Below are 12,580 nucleotides of genomic sequence, written 5' to 3' on the forward strand. Positions count from 1 at the left end.
TCGCCCGGGGCGTCCGGCCGGTTCCCGAGTTGGGCCATCATCGTGTCGAAGGTGGCGGTGGCGTCGCCGCCGGCCAGCGGCTGCTGGGCCAGCACGGTCGGCGGTGCGTCCTGGTCCTCGGCGGAGCCCGGCACCGACAGCGTCGCCGTCGCGTCGTTCATCACCAGCGCGGCGCCGGGGCGCCCGGCCGCGCGCATCAGGGCGGCCACCGCCTGTGACTCGGAGAGCACGGCGACGTTGGGGACGCCGGAGTTCTCCAGCGCCTGCCGCAGCTGCCCGGCCAGCGGATCGTCGTTCCAGCACAGCCGGGTGCCCACCAGCCGGTGGTTCTCGTCCGCCAGCAGCCGATTGGTGCCGACCACCGTCTCGGTGAGTTTGCCGACCGGGTTGTCCTCCAGGTCGACGACGGATTGGTCGATCACGTCGGCGCCCGGCCCGACAAGCGCCAAGCGGGCGACGGGGCCCGTGACCGCGACCCCCAACACGACGTCCATCCCGGTTCTCCTTCGGCTGGCCACCCCACGACCAGCAATGTCCCGGCATCATTACACTTGCGATACCGTTGGCAGTATCCGTTATTCGGGCGACAAGGTTTGCCTATAGCGCAGCGTAACCAGCTTCTCGAACCACAGGACGGTCGCCGGGGAATCTGCCACGGCGTCCGAACGGAGATTATGTTCGCAAGCGAGCAGTGCGGCCGCCCCGGCAGGGTATTCGCCCGCCGCGCAACCGAAGCTGCGCAGCAGGCGATCGTCGTTGATTTGCGGGGGGCATGGTGAGCCAGAGCAGCGACGACGCGCCCACCGGCCCCATTCAACGACAGGCGCAGGAGACCACCCGCATCGTCCGGCCGGGCCCGAACGCCGCGGCCGCAACGCCCGATCCGACCCGCCGCCGCTGGGCCGGCGACCTGACCGCCGTCGCGCTGCTCGTCATCGCCCTCTTCCTGCCGTGGAATCTGTATTTCGGCGTGGGGATTCCGGGCAGCAAGCCGGTCCTGTTCGCCGCGCTGCTGGCGGTGACGGTGCTCTCCCTCGTCGCCGTCGCGGTAGCCGGTTCCTGGAGGACGTCGGGCGCGCGGTTCAACCCCGCCAGGGCGGGCCGGCTTCGCCTGGCGCTCAACATCCCCTACGCGCTTCTGGTGCTGGCGTTCGTCGGGTTCGACGCGTTCGAGACCGTCCGGTTCGGCGGCACGGTGAACGTGCCGGGCGGCGTGGGGCCCGGGGCGTGGGTGGGCATCGCCGGGTCGCTGCTGAGCGCGCAAGCGGTCGCCAACGGCGCCCGCTCGGGACCGGTGCCCGAGGGCGATGAGTACGCCGGCTGGCTGAGGGCGGCCCGGCTCATCGGTTATGCGTCGATGGCGTTGGCGGTGCTCAGTTTTGGCTTCAACCTGTATTGGCGGGTGCGGTACGCGCTGCAGAACACCGGAGGCGCCGCCGCGTTCGGCAAGCAGAACGTCGCGGTCATCGTGACGGCGGTGGTGTACGGCGTGGTGGCCCTGGTCGCCGTGCTGGTCGCCGCCAGGTGGTTGCTGCGCGGCACCAGATCCGCCCGGCTGGCCACGGTCGCGCTCGGCGCCTCGACGGCGGTCGCCGGCGTCCTGGTGTGGAGCCTGCCGCTGGGGCGGGACATCGACGCGTTCCACGGCATCGCGCAGAACACCTCGACCGCCGGGGTCGGCTTCGAGGGCTACCTGGCGTGGGCCGCGGCCGGGGCCGTGTTCGCGCCGCGGACCCTCTTCGGTCATCGGAACACCACCGGGGCCGAGGAGAGCGCCTGGCGGGCGGCGGCCCGAAATGGCTTGCTGCTCATCGCCGTATGGGGCCTGGGTTCGATGGTGATGCGGCTGACCGATCTCTTCGTCTCCGTGAGCCTGAACTACCCCTTCTCGCGTTACGACAGCGTGGTGCTGGCCGGGTTCGATCTGGCCACCGCGCTGCTGGCGATCTGGCTGCGCATCAACCTGGCCGACGCCACCCGCTCCGCGCGACTGATCTCGTCGCTGTGCGGGCTGGTCGCCACACTGAGCGTCGCGCGGGTGGTGGTGGGCGTGGTGCTGGCACCGCGATTCGCGGACTCACCGACCTCCCCGGCGCAACACCCGGTCTACGGGAACAACCTCGCCCAGCAGATCACCAGCACGTTCGACGTGGCCCTGTGCGGCCTTGCGCTGTGCATCCTGGGGGCGGCCATCGTCACCGGGCAGCTCCGCGGCCGGCGCCTGCGCCGCCGCCGCATCGCCCGCAAGGCCGCCGCCCCGGCGGGCGGCGCTCCCACCGGACCCCGGGCGCGCGTGCCGGTGGGCCAGGCCGCCACACCGTCGGCCGCGGCGACCACCCGGATCAGCACCGGCCCCCGGATCTTCCGGGGCGACGATTCCGCGACGCGGCAGATACCCCTTCAGAAACCCAAGATCTACCGCCCGCCACAGCCCTGAGGGGCTCAGCGCAGCGGGGCGAACGCGAACTCCCGCAGGCCCTCGGCCGGGCCGACGCGCGCCCGGAAACCCAGCACCTCGGCCGCCCGGGCCGGGTCGGCGACGATGTGGCGCACGTCGCCGCTGCGGTACTGGCCGGTGATCACCGGCGCCGGTGAACCGGCGCGCGCATCGCACAGCGCGCCGGCCACCTCAAGGATCGAGACCGGCCGCCCCGAACAGACGTTGACCGCGGTGAATCCGTCCGTGTGCTGGGTGGCCGCGAGGTTGGCGGCGGCGACGTCGTCGACGTGGACGAAGTCCCGCATCTGACCGCCGTCCTCGAAAACCCTTGGTGGTTCGCCTTTTTCGAGTGACGACCGGAAGATCGCCGCCACCCCGGAATACGGCGTGTCGCGCGGCATGCCGGGGCCGTAGACGTTGTGGTAGCGCAGCGCCACCACCGACCCGCCCGTCGACTCCGACCACGCCAGGGCGTAGTGCTCCTGCGCGGTCTTGCTGGCCGCGTACAGGCTGCGCGGCCGCAGCGCCGCTTCCTCGGCGACGAGGCGCCACTGCAGCTCCTCGCCGCCGATCGGGCAGCGGTGTTCGAAGATCCCGGCTTCGAGGTCTTCGCGCCGCCGCGGCAGCGGGTCGATGTCCCCATGCCGCCCGCAGTGGTAGCGGCCCTGCCCGTACACCACCATCGACGAGGCCAGCACCAGGCGGCGCACCCCCGCGGCGAACATCTGCGCCAGCAGCACCGTCGTGGCGAAATCGTTGTGGCCGCCGTAGGCGGGGGCATCGGCTGCGTCCACGCCCGCCCCGACCATCGCCGCCTGATGACAAACCAGGTCCACCCCGTCCAGCAGGGGCGCCAGGGCGTCGGCATCGCGGACGTCGACGCGGTGACATCCCTGCGGCAGCACCGGATTCGGGCCGTGCGCCGCGGGCAGCAACACGTCGACGCCGACCACGTCGTGGCCCGCCGCCCGCAGCGCCGCGGCCACCCGCGACCCGATGAAACCGGCCGCACCGGTGAGCAACACCCTCATGGCAACTCGACGGGCAGCGTGACCCCGGTGTGCGGCAGGCAGTGCGTGCAATTGCGTTCGCTCGCCACCCGGCCGATCGCCTGGCGCACCAGCTCCTTGAATCCCCCGATGTTCTTCTCGAATTCGGCGAACACCTCGACGGCGGTCACGCGCTCACCCGGCGCCACCCCGGCATCCAGGTCGGTGACCAAAGCGATTGTCGCATAGCACATTTCGAGTTCCCGAGCCAGCACTGCCTCCGGGTAACCCGTCATGTTCACCAAGGCGAACCCGGCCGAGGCGAACCATCGGCTCTCTGCGCGCGTGGAGAACCGCGGCCCCTGAATCACCACCATCGTGCCGCCGTCGACCACGCCCGGCAGGCCGGTCACAGCGGCGCGCAGGCTGGGGCAGTACGGGTCGGCGAAGTCGACGTGGATGCCGCCGGAATCGAAGTAGGTGTCGGGGCGGCCGCTGGTGCGATCGACCAGCTGATCGGGCACCACGACCGCGCCCGGACCGTTGTCGGGCTCGAGGCTGCCGACGGCGCAGGGCGCGAAGATTCGTCGCACCCCGAGCTTGCGCAGCGCCCACATGTTGGCCCGATACGGCACGGTGTGCGCCGAGAACTGGTGGCTGGTCCCGTGCCGGGGCAGGAACGCGACCTCGTGTCCGCCGACGGCGCCGACGGTGAGCGGCGCGCTCGGCGGCCCGTACGGGGTGTCGACGTCGACGACGCGGGTGTCGGACTCGAAGAACGTGTAAAAGCCGCTGCCGCCGATGACTCCGAGCATCCGCCCATTCTGGTGCATGGCCCGCACCGGATCGTGGGCGCGGGGGCGGGGGCGGGGTGCTGGCAGGATGTCCTCGTGGCCAATTTCGGGCAATGGATCTCCGGTGCGCGGCCGCGGACGCTGCCCAACGCGGTGGCGCCGGTGGTCGCGGGCACCGGCGCGGCGGCGTGGCTGGGATCGGCGGTGTGGTGGAAGGCGCTGCTGGCGCTGGCCGTCGCGGTCTCGCTGACCGTCGGCGTCAACTACGCCAACGACTACTCCGACGGCATCCGCGGCACGGACGACGACCGGGCCGGCCCGATGCGCCTGGTGGGCTCGCGGCTGGCCACCCCGCGATCGGTGCTCGCCGCGGCGGTGGCGAGCCTGACGCTCGGGGCGGCCGCCGGCCTGGCCCTCGCGCTCGTCAGCGCGCCGTGGCTGATCGCCGTGGGCGCGGTGTGCATCGCCGGCGCGTGGCTGTACACGGGCGGCTCGAAACCCTACGGCTACGCGGGTTTCGGCGAGGTCGCGGTGTTCGTGTTCTTCGGGCTGGTGGCCGTGCTCGGCACCGAGTACACCCAGGCGCTGCGGGTGGACTGGGTGGGGCTGGCGCTGGCGGTCTCGATCGGGGCGCTGTCGTCGTCGGTGCTGGTGGCCAACAACCTGCGCGACATTCCGACCGACGCGCAATCGGGAAAGATCACCCTGGCGGTGCGGCTGGGCGATACCCACACCCGCATCCTCTACCAGGGGCTGCTGGCGACCGCGGGGCTGCTGACCCTGGTGCTGATGGCCGCGACGCCGTGGTGCGCAGTGGGATTCGTGTCCACGCCCCTGGCGCTGCGCGCGGCGGGCCCGGTGCGGTCGGGGCGCGGCGGTCCGGAGCTGATTCCCGTGCTGCGGGACACCGGGCTGGCCATGGTGGCCTGGGCGATCGCGGTGGCGGCGGCCCTGGCGCTGGCCGGCTGAATCCCCGGATGTGTCGGTACTGCCCGCGTCGGCGACGGATCGGATAACAATGGGTGGTCGGCCGGCGATCAACGGCCGTTCATAGACGACACCGATCGGGGACAGCAGTGAAGCAGATCGCCGCGACCAGAGGACCGGAAGACATCGGATTGCTCAGCGTCGGGGCGTACCGCCCCGAACGGGTGGTCACCAACGACGAGATATGCGAGAACATCGAATCGTCCGATGAGTGGATCTTCACCCGCACCGGGATCAAGACCCGCCGGTTCGCCGCCCGCGACGAATCCGCCGCGTCCATGGCCACCGAGGCCGGGCGGCAGGCGATCGCGACCGCGGGGCTGACGCCGTCCGACATCGACTGCGTCATCGTCGCCACCAGCACCCATTTCCTGCAGACCCCGGCGTGCGCCCCGGCCGTCGCCGCGGCGTTGGGCGCCACGGGCGTGCCCGCGTTCGACGTCTCGGCCGGCTGCGCCGGCTTCGGCTACGCGCTCGGCGTCGCGGCCGACATGATCCGCGGCGGGACCGCCGCCAAGGTGCTCGTCCTCGGGTCGGAGAAGCTGTCCCCCACGGTGGACATGCAGGACCGCACCAACTGCTTCATCTTCGCCGACGGCGCGGCGGGCGTGGTGGTGGGCGAGACGCCCGACCAGGGCATCGGGCCCACCATCTGGGGCAGCGACGGCGAACAGGCCCTGGCGATCCGGCAGGACATCGATTGGATCGACTACATGGACGCCCCCACCGGCCCCCGCCCGTTCCTGCGGCTGGAGGGCAGCGCGGTGTTCCGGTGGGCGGCGTTCGAGATGGGCAAGGTCGGCCGGCAGGCGATGGACGCGGCGGGCATCCGGCCCGACGAGATCGACGTGTTCGTGCCCCATCAGGCCAACAGCCGCATCAACGAGGTCCTGGCCAAGAGCCTGGAATTGCGGCCGGACGCCGTCGTCGCCAACGACATCGAGCACACCGGGAACACCTCGGCGGCGTCGATCCCCCTGGCGATGGCCGAGCTGCTGGAGACCGGGGCCGCCAAGCCCGGCGACCTGGCCCTGCTGATCGGTTACGGCGCGGGCCTCAGTTATGCCGCGCAGGTCGTGCGGATGCCCAACTACTGATCGGCAGCGCGCTCGTCGGGCGCGGGCTCCCCGTGCAGCCGGGCCCGCAATTGTTCACGCTCGCGGCGCCGGCGCTCGCCGGCCACCGCCAGCGACGCGGTGGCGCGACGGCGCAACGGGCCGAACAGCCAAATACCCAGCGGCATCGCGATGATCAGCGCGAACAACGCTGCGACCACGACCGGGAACTGGCTGACCCCCATCAAGCGCGCCACCCCGTAGATCACGGCGGCGAGCATCACCGCCAGCAGCAGGCGCGCCGCGGCGTAGAGCAGAACGTCGATGACGGCCCGGCGGCGTGCGCCCGGCGCCCGGCCCTGGCCGTCGCCTGGGGCGTTGTCGCTGGCTGCTTCTGACACAGGGGAGAGCCTACGGCGCGGGTATATTCGTTCGAGGAGGTGTTGAGTGCTCTACCTGCTGCTCGTCCTGATTTTGGGGACGCTGATCTACGTTGGCTGGCGTGCGGCGCGGTCGCAAATCAACCGGCCGAAGACGCGCGTGATCGGACCCGACGACGATCCGGAATTCTTGCGGCGGTTGGGCCACGACGACAACAACCCCCGCTGAGGCGCTACGCGATCCCGGGGTTGCGCTGATCCCCCGGAAACCCATCGGCGACGATGGCCGCCAGTTCGGTGAGCGCCTCGCGCGTCGACCTCTTCAGCCGGTCCAGCTCGATCTCGGCGCCCTCTTCGAGGTGCGGGTCGAACGGCACCACCTGGACCGCGCGGCAGCGGCGGGCGAAGTGGTCGACCACCTTGTTCATGTCGACCTTGCCCGTGCGTGACCGCACCCCGTTGATGACCGCGATCGAGTTGCGCACCATCTCCTCGTGGCCGTGTGCGTCCAACCAGTCCAGCGTCGCGGACGCGCTGCGCGCCCCGTCGATGGATCCGGAGCTGACCACGACCAGAACGTCGGCCTTCTCCAGCACCGAGGACATCACCGAATGCAGCAGCCCCGGCCCGCAGTCGGTGAGGACCAGTCCGTAGAACCGCTCCAGGACGTCCAGGACGCGGCTGTAGTCCTCGGCGCTGAACGCCTCCGAGACCGACGGGTCGGTTTCCGAGGCCAGCACCTCCAGGCCGCTCGGCCCCTTCGAGGTGTAGCGGCGGACATCGCTGTATCGCTCGATGCTCCCGGCGTCGTGCAGCAGCTGACGCACCGTCGCCGCGGTCTCCAGCGGGATCTTCTGGCTCAGCGTGCCGCGGTCGGGGTTGGCGTCGACCGCGACCACCCGGTCACCCCGGATGGAGGCGAAGGTGGCGCCCACCGTCGCGGCGATCGTCGTCTTGCCGACGCCGCCCTTCAGCGACACCATCGCGATCCGGTAGCAGCCGCGCAGTGGCCGGTTCACCTGCGCCACCAGGTTGTTGTAGCGGGCGGCCCGCGGGCTCTCACCGAGGTTGATCAGGTGGCCGGACACCTCGTAGAGCAGCCGGCGCCAGCCCTCCGACGGCGGCGGCTTGACCGGCCGCAGCAACATCCCGGTGGACAGCTCGGGGTACGGCGTGTGCGGCAGCGGCTCCGGCCGCGGCGGGGCTTGCGGGGCCATCGCGGCGGCCGGGCCGTTGTAGTAGGCGCCGTACGCCGTCGGGTCGACCCGCGGGATTCCGGTCACCGGGGTGGAATCCCAGGGCGGCATACCCGCGGGCCGGGGCGTGGTCGGCGGCGCCGCCTCCCGCCGCTCGGGCCGCCGTTCGGTGCGGAACCCGGCGAAGGCGCGGGTCGGCGCATCGCCGCCGTCGGCGGGCGGTTCGTCGGCGTTCACGGGCGAGGCAGCCGGCCCCGGCGGAGGCATTTGCGTGGTCGGTTCCTCGGGCGCCCCCACGCCCGTCATCGGATGGTCGGACACGTGCACTCCCCCTTGTTGCGTTACTTGGGTCGGTCGCTGGCGGTCACCCCACGCCCGCATACGAATGCAGGCCCACGGTCACCAGGTTAACGAAGAACAGATTGAAGACCATGGCCACGAACCCCGCGACGTTGATCCAGGCCGCCTTCCTGTCCCGCCACCCCGCCGTCGACCTGGCGTGCAGGTAGGCGGCGTAGATCACCCAGGCGACGAAGGACACGGTCTCCTTGGGGTCCCAGCCCCAATACCGCCCCCACGCCTCTTCCGCCCAGATCGCGCCGAAGATGACCCCGAACCCGAAGACCGGGAACGCGAAGATCGTGGTCCGGTAGGCGACGCGGTCCAGCGTCTGCGCGTCGGGGAAGCGCCGCACGATCCGGGCCAGGGTGCCCTCGGCGCCCGGCTCCCCAAGCCGTGAGGTGCGCAACAGGAACAGGATGCTGGCGATGCCGGCGACCATGAACACCCCGGAGCCCAGGCTGACCACCGAGACGTGGATGGGCAGCCAGTAGGACTGCAGCGCGGGCATCACCGGGGCGGCGTTGGTGTAGAGCCAGCGCCCGGACACCGTGAGCAGGATCAGCACCGGCACCAGCAGGAAGACCCACAGCGGGCGGTATTGCGGGCGGCGCAACACGAACGCCCCGGCGAGCAGCCCGCACATGCAGGTCAGGTTGATGAACTCGTACATGTTGCCCCACGGCACCCGCACGGTGGCCAGGCCGCGCAGCACGATGCAGGCGAACAGCAGTCCGATGCCGAGGTAGACCACGGCCAGCCCGGCCCGCCCGACGCGCTCGTCCAGCGGCCGCCCGGGGACGTCCTCGACGATGCCGGGGGTGACGCTGTCCGAGGCGACCGCGCCGGCCAACACCCGCTCGCGCCGGTCGACACGGCGGCCGCCTGCGTACGCCAGCTCGAAGGCCAGCAGCAGCAACGCGATGACGAGCGCCACCACCGCCGACGTGAACGCCCAGTCGGAGTAGCGTGCCAGCCCGACGTTGACGTGCAGTGTGTTCATTTGACGTCCACCTCAGAACTCCTTCTGGACGCGGGGGGCTTGACCGCCTCCGCGACGTCGGGCCGACCCAGGCCGTCCAGCACCCGCTCGGTCAACCGCTCGAACTCGTCGCCCCACCCGGAGTTGTCGGTGCGGGCCAGCCCGCCCAACTCGACGTTCACCGTACCGGTCCCCGGAGTGAGCCTGACCCACACCCGGCGGCGGCGCACCAGCAGCGACACCAGCAGGCCGGCCATCATCGTGATGGCGAAAACGAGCACCCAGATCTGCCCTGGGTCGTGGGAGACCTGCAGGTTGACGAACGGCACGGCGCCGTCGAAGCGGACGACGGTGCCGGCCGCCGGGCCCGCCTCGATCCGGACCTCCTGTCCGGCCCGCAGGTTGACCCGCTTCTCCTTGGTCAGCCGGCCCTGCTGGATCAGTCGCGGATCCAGCGTGAACAGCGACTGCGGCCGGCCGGTGTCCAGCCCGGTGTCGCCGCGGTAGATGTCGACGGCCACCGCCGGGGCGTTCAGGGCCGGGAAACGCGACGACAACAGGGTGCCGTCGAGCTGCTCGGTCGGCGCCAGCAGGCCCTGGATCGCGATCTCGTGCTGGCGGCGGTCGGCGGCGTTGGGATAGCTGCCGGCGGGCGGGTCGATGCGCACCACCCCCGACGAGAGCAGCGTCTGCGGGTTGTCCGGCCGCCATTGCACGGTCGACGTGCGCGTCTGCCCGTCCGGGAACCTCACGGTGAAGGTGGGCGCGTAGCCGTGGCCCTGCAGGTACACCCGGTCGCCGCCGATTCGCAGCGGGTGGTTGACCTCCAGGCGGTAGGGCCGCCAGGTGTTCGCCGTGAGATCGCCGCCCGATTGGTAGTCGATGTCGGCGGCGAACGAGGTGGCCTGCCCCGACGGCAGGTAGTGCGCCTGGAAGTCGTTGACCCGGATGCAGATCGGATTCAGCGACGTGCCGTCGACGGTGTTGCCGGCGCGGAACGAGTCGAACGCGGCCGGCGAGGCCGAGCAGAAGCCCGGGCCGGAGTCGGCGATGACGATGACGTTGCCCTCGTAGCCGAAAAGCTTCCCGACGGCCACCGCGACCAGCAGGCCCAGCAACGAGAAGTGGAAGACGATGTTGCCGAATTCGCGCAGGTAGCCCTTCTCGGCGGACACCTCGACCAGGCCGGCCTCGTCGTCGTCGGGGTGTCGGATGGCGGTGCGCCAGCCGCGCAGCCGGCCGGTGATGTTGTTCGCCAGGGCGTTCAGCTCGTCGGGGTCGGCCGGCAGCTGCGCGCTGGCGTGCTTGGGCAGGCGGGCGAGGTTGCGCGGGGCGGCCACGGGGGTGGCGCGCAGGCTGCGGGCGTGCTCGATCATCCGCGGCGTCAGGCAGCCGACCAGCGACACGAACAGCAGCACGTAGACGGCCGTGAACCAGAAGCTGGAGAAAACGTTGAACGCCTGCAGCCGATCCAGCCACGGCCCGATGACCGGGTGGGCCTTCAGGTAGTCGTCGACCTTGCCGGCGTTGAGGCTGCGCTGCGGCAGCAGCGCCCCGGGTATCGCCCCCAGCGCGAGCAGGAACAGCAGCACCAGCGCGGTGCCCATCGAGGTCAACGCGCGCCAGGTGTTGCGCCCCCAGGCAAGGAGTCTCGCCATCAGATCGGCAGCCTCACGTCGGACACGAACGCGTCGCGCAGCCAGGAGACGAAGTCGTTCCACACCCCGCTGACCAGCAGGACACCGACGGCGATCAGCAGCGCGCCGCCGAAAACCTGGATGGCCCGGGTGTGGCGCCGCAGCCAGCCCAGGGCGCCCACGGCGCCGGCCGAGCCGAACGCCAGCAGCACGAACGGTATGCCCAGCCCCAGGCAGTACGCGATCACCAGGACGATCCCGCGGGCCACGCTCGCGCCGTCGGTGGCCGAGGCCACGGTGATCACGCCGGCCAGCGTCGGCCCCAGGCACGGCGTCCAGCCCAACGCGAAGACCGCGCCCAGCAGCGGCGCCCCGGCGACGGTCGTCAGCTGGCGCGGGCTGAACCGGGCCTGGCGTTGCAGTGCCGGGATCAGGCCGACGAAGGCGAGCCCCATCACGATCGTCAGCACGCCCCCGACCCGCTGCAGCAGCAGCTGGTTGGTGATCAGCGTGGTCGTCATCCCGAGGACCGCGACCGTGCCCAGCACGAAGATCGTGGTGAATCCGGCGACGAACAGCGCCGCCGAGCCCGCGACCCGCCACCGCGCCGACGGCGGCGCTTTGACCTGGCCGGGCAGGGGCTGCTCGTCGACGCCCACGACGGCGGCCAGGTAGGACAGGTAGCCGGGCACCAGCGGCACCACGCACGGGGAGGCGAAGGACACCAGCCCCGCCAGCAGGCACACGCCGAGGGCCACCAGGAGCGGTCCGGCGGCGGCGATCTGGGTGAATCCGGTCACTCGCGGGCCAGCTTCTGCACCACGGGTTGCAGGTCGGCCGCCAGCAGTTCGCGCAGGAACACCGCCGCGACCCGGTGCTGGCGGTCCAGGACGAGCGTGGAAGGGATCACTGTGGTGGGGTACTTGCCGCCGAACGCGATCAGGGTGCGCATCGCGGGGTCGTAGATCGAGGGGTACGTCACGTGGCGGTCGTTGACGAAGTCCAGCGCGGCCTGCCGGTTGCTGTCGCGCACGTCGATACCCAGGAACGACACCCCGGCGTCGCGGGTGGCGTCGTAGACCTGCTGCAGCTGGCCGACCTCGGCGCGGCAGGGGCCGCACCACTGGCCCCAGATGTTGATGACGACGACCCGGCCGGCGAAGATCGGGTCGTTCAGCGACAGCGGGTGGGCGGGGTCGGCCCGGGTGACGGCGCCTGGCGCGACCCGCGGTTCTGGTGGCAGCTGCGCAACCCCTTCACCCCGTCGTGGGGTGAGCCGTACGCCGAGATCGCGGCGCGGATGACGACCGCGGTGGACAAGGCCCGCGCGCGTGCGGCCGGCCGCGAGGTGGTGTGCGTCAGCCACCAGCTGCCCGTGTGGACGCTGCGGCTGCACCTCACCGGCAGGCGGCTGTGGCACGACCCGCGCAGGCGGGAGTGCGGGCTGTGCTCGATCACCACCCTGGTGTACGAGGGCGACCGGCTGGCCGACGTCGAGTATCGGGAGCCGGCGGCGCTTTGATCGCATGGCGACTGGCGATGGCGGGGGTCGTGGTGACGACCCTCGTTGCGGGCTGCTCGTCCGGTCGTGACGCGGTGGCCCAGGGCGGCACCTTCGAATTCGTCTCGCCGGGCGGGAAGACCGACATCTACTACGACCCGCCGTCGGCCCGCGGCCGCCCCGGCCCGCTGACCGGCCCCGACCTGGCCGACCTCGGCGCGGCAGGGGCCGCACCACTGGCCCCAGATGTTGATGACGACGACCCGGCCGGCGAAGATCG

Annotated in this window: 12 protein-coding genes and 3 pseudogenes; 6 read left to right on the top strand and 9 right to left on the bottom strand. The window is 71.5% G+C overall.

Annotated elements, in window-relative coordinates; translation table 11 throughout:
- A pseudogene (locus A5704_RS14570) lies at positions 1–494 on the bottom strand (hypothetical protein); the annotation flags it as partial.
- A 278-nt stretch (positions 495–772) separates the two neighbouring features.
- Between A5704_RS14570 and A5704_RS14575 the strand changes: the two are divergent.
- Positions 773–2,437: a hypothetical protein gene (locus A5704_RS14575; protein WP_067751801.1), complete on the top strand. Its 1,665-nt coding sequence runs from the start codon at positions 773–775 to the stop codon at positions 2,435–2,437.
- A 5-nt stretch (positions 2,438–2,442) separates the two neighbouring features.
- On the opposite strand, the gene A5704_RS14580 is transcribed toward A5704_RS14575, so the two are convergent.
- Together A5704_RS14580 and A5704_RS14585 are read right to left on the bottom strand one after the other, a co-directional pair.
- Entirely contained in the window at positions 2,443–3,471 is a 1,029-nt protein-coding gene (locus A5704_RS14580; protein ID WP_067889577.1) for an NAD(P)-dependent oxidoreductase, read from the bottom strand.
- A complete protein-coding gene (locus tag A5704_RS14585; protein WP_067779319.1) occupies positions 3,468–4,244 on the bottom strand; it encodes an S-methyl-5'-thioadenosine phosphorylase in 777 nt (258 codons plus the stop codon). Before A5704_RS14585 ends, A5704_RS14580 begins: the two co-directional genes overlap by 4 nt.
- Before the next feature lie 75 nt (positions 4,245–4,319).
- On the opposite strand from A5704_RS14585, the gene A5704_RS14590 reads away from it, so the two are divergent.
- Positions 4,320–5,192 carry a 1,4-dihydroxy-2-naphthoate polyprenyltransferase gene (locus A5704_RS14590; protein ID WP_067889586.1) on the top strand — a complete coding sequence of 291 codons (873 nt, stop codon included), beginning with the start codon at positions 4,320–4,322 and terminating at the stop codon, positions 5,190–5,192.
- A 107-nt stretch (positions 5,193–5,299) separates the two neighbouring features.
- On the top strand, positions 5,300–6,307 hold the full coding sequence (fabH, locus tag A5704_RS14595; protein WP_067889580.1) for a beta-ketoacyl-ACP synthase III: 1,008 nt from the start codon (positions 5,300–5,302) through the stop codon (positions 6,305–6,307).
- Here fabH and A5704_RS14600 read toward each other — a convergent pair.
- Positions 6,301–6,591, bottom strand: a complete 291-nt coding sequence (locus tag A5704_RS14600) for a DUF4229 domain-containing protein (RefSeq protein ID WP_067751817.1) — start codon at positions 6,589–6,591, stop codon at positions 6,301–6,303. The two genes, fabH and A5704_RS14600, sit on opposite strands and share 7 nt — an antisense overlap.
- A 121-nt stretch (positions 6,592–6,712) precedes the next feature.
- Between A5704_RS14600 and A5704_RS28360 the strand changes: the two genes are divergently transcribed.
- On the top strand, positions 6,713–6,874 hold the full coding sequence (locus A5704_RS28360) for a hypothetical protein (RefSeq protein WP_156670027.1): 162 nt from the start codon (positions 6,713–6,715) through the stop codon (positions 6,872–6,874).
- A 4-nt stretch (positions 6,875–6,878) separates the two neighbouring features.
- On the opposite strand, the gene A5704_RS14605 is transcribed toward A5704_RS28360, so the two are convergent.
- The 5 genes from A5704_RS14605 to A5704_RS14625 are packed head-to-tail and all read right to left on the bottom strand — an operon-like array spanning position 6,879 to position 11,982.
- On the bottom strand, positions 6,879–8,168 hold the full coding sequence (locus A5704_RS14605; protein ID WP_369828460.1) for a MinD/ParA family protein: 1,290 nt from the start codon (positions 8,166–8,168) through the stop codon (positions 6,879–6,881).
- 37 nt (positions 8,169–8,205) lie between these two features.
- The gene (ccsB, locus tag A5704_RS14610) at positions 8,206–9,183 is read right to left on the bottom strand and encodes a c-type cytochrome biogenesis protein CcsB (RefSeq protein WP_067889583.1); all 978 of its coding nucleotides are present in this window, start codon (positions 9,181–9,183) and stop codon (positions 8,206–8,208) included.
- On the bottom strand, positions 9,180–10,820 hold the full coding sequence (locus tag A5704_RS14615; protein ID WP_067748325.1) for a cytochrome c biogenesis protein ResB: 1,641 nt from the start codon (positions 10,818–10,820) through the stop codon (positions 9,180–9,182). Before A5704_RS14615 ends, ccsB begins: the two co-directional genes overlap by 4 nt.
- Positions 10,820–11,599: a cytochrome c biogenesis CcdA family protein gene (locus A5704_RS14620; protein ID WP_067268699.1), complete on the bottom strand. Its 780-nt coding sequence runs from the start codon at positions 11,597–11,599 to the stop codon at positions 10,820–10,822. Before A5704_RS14620 ends, A5704_RS14615 begins: the two co-directional genes overlap by 1 nt.
- Positions 11,596–11,982, bottom strand: coding sequence for a TlpA disulfide reductase family protein (locus A5704_RS14625; protein WP_369828461.1), 387 nt, complete (start codon positions 11,980–11,982; stop codon positions 11,596–11,598). Before A5704_RS14625 ends, A5704_RS14620 begins: the two co-directional genes overlap by 4 nt.
- Between A5704_RS14625 and A5704_RS14630 the strand changes: the two are divergent.
- Together A5704_RS14630 and A5704_RS14635 are read left to right on the top strand one after the other, a co-directional pair.
- Positions 11,863–12,321, top strand: a pseudogene (locus tag A5704_RS14630) (histidine phosphatase family protein); the annotation flags it as partial. The gene A5704_RS14625 and the pseudogene A5704_RS14630 sit on opposite strands and share 120 nt — an antisense overlap.
- A 17-nt stretch (positions 12,322–12,338) precedes the next feature.
- Positions 12,339–12,580: pseudogene (locus A5704_RS14635) on the top strand (hypothetical protein); the annotation flags it as partial.

This window comes from Mycobacterium sp. E735, assembly GCF_001666955.1.
Classification (GTDB): Bacteria; Actinomycetota; Actinomycetes; order Mycobacteriales; family Mycobacteriaceae; genus Mycobacterium.